Annotated in this window: 1 protein-coding gene and 1 pseudogene; one reads left to right on the top strand and one right to left on the bottom strand. The window is 66.4% G+C overall.

Going from position 1 to position 2,584, the window contains the following annotated elements; translation table 11 throughout:
- Nucleotides 1-262 precede the first annotated feature (262 nt).
- Nucleotides 263-1,918 carry a methyl-accepting chemotaxis protein gene (locus VGH68_RS13130; protein ID WP_331604057.1) on the top strand — a complete coding sequence of 552 codons (1,656 nt, stop codon included), beginning with the start codon at nt 263-265 and terminating at the stop codon, nt 1,916-1,918.
- 195 nt (nt 1,919-2,113) lie between these two features.
- Here the strand turns inward: VGH68_RS13130 and VGH68_RS13125 are convergent.
- Nucleotides 2,114-2,584: pseudogene (locus tag VGH68_RS13125) on the bottom strand (LysR family transcriptional regulator); the annotation flags it as partial.

The following is a 2,584-nucleotide window of genomic DNA, read 5'->3' as shown; positions in this document are numbered from 1 at the left end:
CAATAGCGCGAACACGAGGATGGCCGAACCGACTTCCGACATCAGCGCACTCCGAAGAAGAAACATGCTTCGACACTTTATTGATTTAGCGCAAGCGACGCACGCGATCAACCATAAAGTTTTCGCTCGACAGGCCGTTCTACACAATGCGGTGTTTGCTTAAATTCCAATCAACGTTGCGGACCGGCCGGAGCGGCAGAGGGCGCAGCACGCGTGGCCGATACGCAAGGATCGGCCAGGCAGCCGGAGGGAGACTAGTTCAATGTTGAAAAACCTGTCGATTCGCCACAGCCTTAGCATGATGATCGCGAGCTTTGCCGTCGTGCTGCTGCTCGGAGCTGCCGCGGGGCTGCTCTCGCTGCGCGCGGCCAACGCGTCGCTGCAGCAGATGTACACGGTCGACACCCCGGCGGTCGCCGATCTTGAAGGCAGCGCGGGCCAGTTGCTGCGTCTGCGTCTCGCGCTCGCGACCTATGCGTCGCTCATCGCGCTCAACGACAACGATGGCGCGAGCGCCGTGCTCAAGCGCTTCGACGACTACCGCCAGGCATCCGACCAACGACTTGCCCACTATGTGAGCCTCGCGAGCGCGGAAGCCGACGAGCAGGGTCTGATCGCGGACATGCAGCAGCGCCGCGACACGTTCCTGCGTGAAGGGGTCGCGCCGGCGCTCGCCGGGCTCAAGTCGGGCGACATCAACGCGTTTAACGAAGTACAGGCGCACAAACTGCCGTCGCTGTACAGCGCATATGAAAAAGCGATGTTCGCGCTCGAAAAGCTGCAGATCGATCACGGCGCGCAACGCTACCAGCAAGCTCAGAACCTGTTCTACATGGTCTGCGTCGCGGTGGCGGTCGGCATCGCGCTGTCGCTGCTCGGCGGCTGGCTGTGCCGCGCGGTGCTGGTGCGCTCGATCGTCCGTCCGGTCGACGCGACGATCGCGCAGTTCCAGCGCATTGCGAACGGCGACCTGACCGGCCGCATCGAGGTGTCGGGCGATAACGAGATGGGCCGGCTCGCGGCCGCGCTGCTGAAAATGCAGCAGTCGCTGATCGCGACCGTCAGTGCGGTGCGCCGTGGCACCGAATCGATCGACACCGGCGTCAGCGAGATCGCGGCCGGCAATTCGGATCTGTCGCAACGCACAGAGGAGCAGGCCGCGTCGCTGGAAGAGACCGCGGCGAGCATCGAGCAGTTGACCTCGACGGTCAAGCAGACCGCGGACAACGCGAAACAGGCAAGCTCGCTCGCGCAGGGCGCATCGACGCTGGCCGCGCAGGGCGGCGAACTGACCGAGCAGGTGGTCGGCACGATGCACGGCATAGTCGCGGATTCGCGGCAGATCGCCGATATCGTCGGCGTGATCGAGGGGATCGCCTTCCAGACCAATATCCTCGCGCTGAATGCCGCGGTCGAGGCGGCGCGCGCGGGCGAGCAGGGACGTGGCTTCGCGGTGGTCGCGAGCGAGGTGCGTTCGCTCGCGCAGCGCAGCGCGGCGGCGGCCAAGGAGATCAAGGGCTTGATCGATGCGTCGACTACGCGGGTCCAGGAGGGTTCGCACCTGGTCGAGCGCTCGGGTACGACGATGACCGAAATCGTCGATGCGATAGCGCGCGTGAGTTCGATCATGGGCGAGATCGCCGCGGCGGCGACCGAGCAGAGCACCGGCATCGACCAGGTCAATCTCGCGGTCGCGCAGATGGACGAGGTCACCCAGCAGAATGCGGCGCTCGTCGAACAGGCGGCCGCGGCGGCCAGTTCGCTGGAAGAGCAGGCGCGGCGCTTGTCGGCGGCGGTCGCGGTGTTTCAGACGGGCAGCGGGTCGCGTGCAGTGGTCGCGTCGGCGTCTGCGCCGGGCAAGAAGGTGGCGGGTGGCGCCGCCGAGCCGAAGCTGGAAAGCGAGTTCGCGGCGGCATAACTGTAGCAGGGAGCCGCTTCCCAATCTGTGCTGCCGCAGACCGCATCCCTGTATTGCCGGCGAGCGCGCGCGCCGTCACCTGCGCTGGGCCGGGCAGGCCGCGACACCCCGAGCGGTGCTGCGTCGCGATCGTCGCGCCGCGGCGAATCGCATCCGCGACCGGATGGACCTGGCCCGAAGGCGGCAACATCCGCGTTATGCGAAAAGCCGCGTCAACGCCGCGCGCGCATTGCTGACGAGTTCGCTTTCGCCGGGCCGACCAGGCAGCAGATGAAACTCGATGGCCGGCAGCGCGGGCAAGCCGATGTTGGCCCCGCAGGCAACCACGCCGTCACCGAGCGACGATTCGTTCAGACACGAGATGCCGAGTCCCGCTTTCAACGCCAGCTGCAGGCCGGCCACGCCCGATGCCGAATGCGACACGACGTACGACACATGGTGTTCGTCGAGCAGCCTGACGACGAAACGCTGCAATTGGCATCTCTGCGGCAACAGCACCAGTTGATACGGCGCGGCGGGTCGCGGCGCGGCATCGGCTGCACTAGCCCATAGCAGCTTTTCGCGGCGCACGACGATACTGGCCGCCCCCGTGCCGCTGCCGCCGGCAGCGCGCCCGCGTGCCGGCGCAGTGACGAGCCGCGCCGATAGACCGATGTCGAACGACGC

The sequence above is a fragment of the Paraburkholderia sp. genome, from assembly GCF_036488505.1.
GTDB lineage: Bacteria > Pseudomonadota > Gammaproteobacteria > Burkholderiales > Burkholderiaceae > Paraburkholderia.
The sequence above is the reverse complement of the archived record's forward strand: the minus strand, read 5'-3'. Positions and strand labels throughout refer to the sequence as shown.

Excerpts from the sequence above, each read along its gene's own strand:
- VGH68_RS13130 (WP_331604057.1), top strand. The coding sequence starts at position 263 with ATGTTGAAAAACCTGTCGATTCGCCACAGCCTTAGCATGATGATCGCG.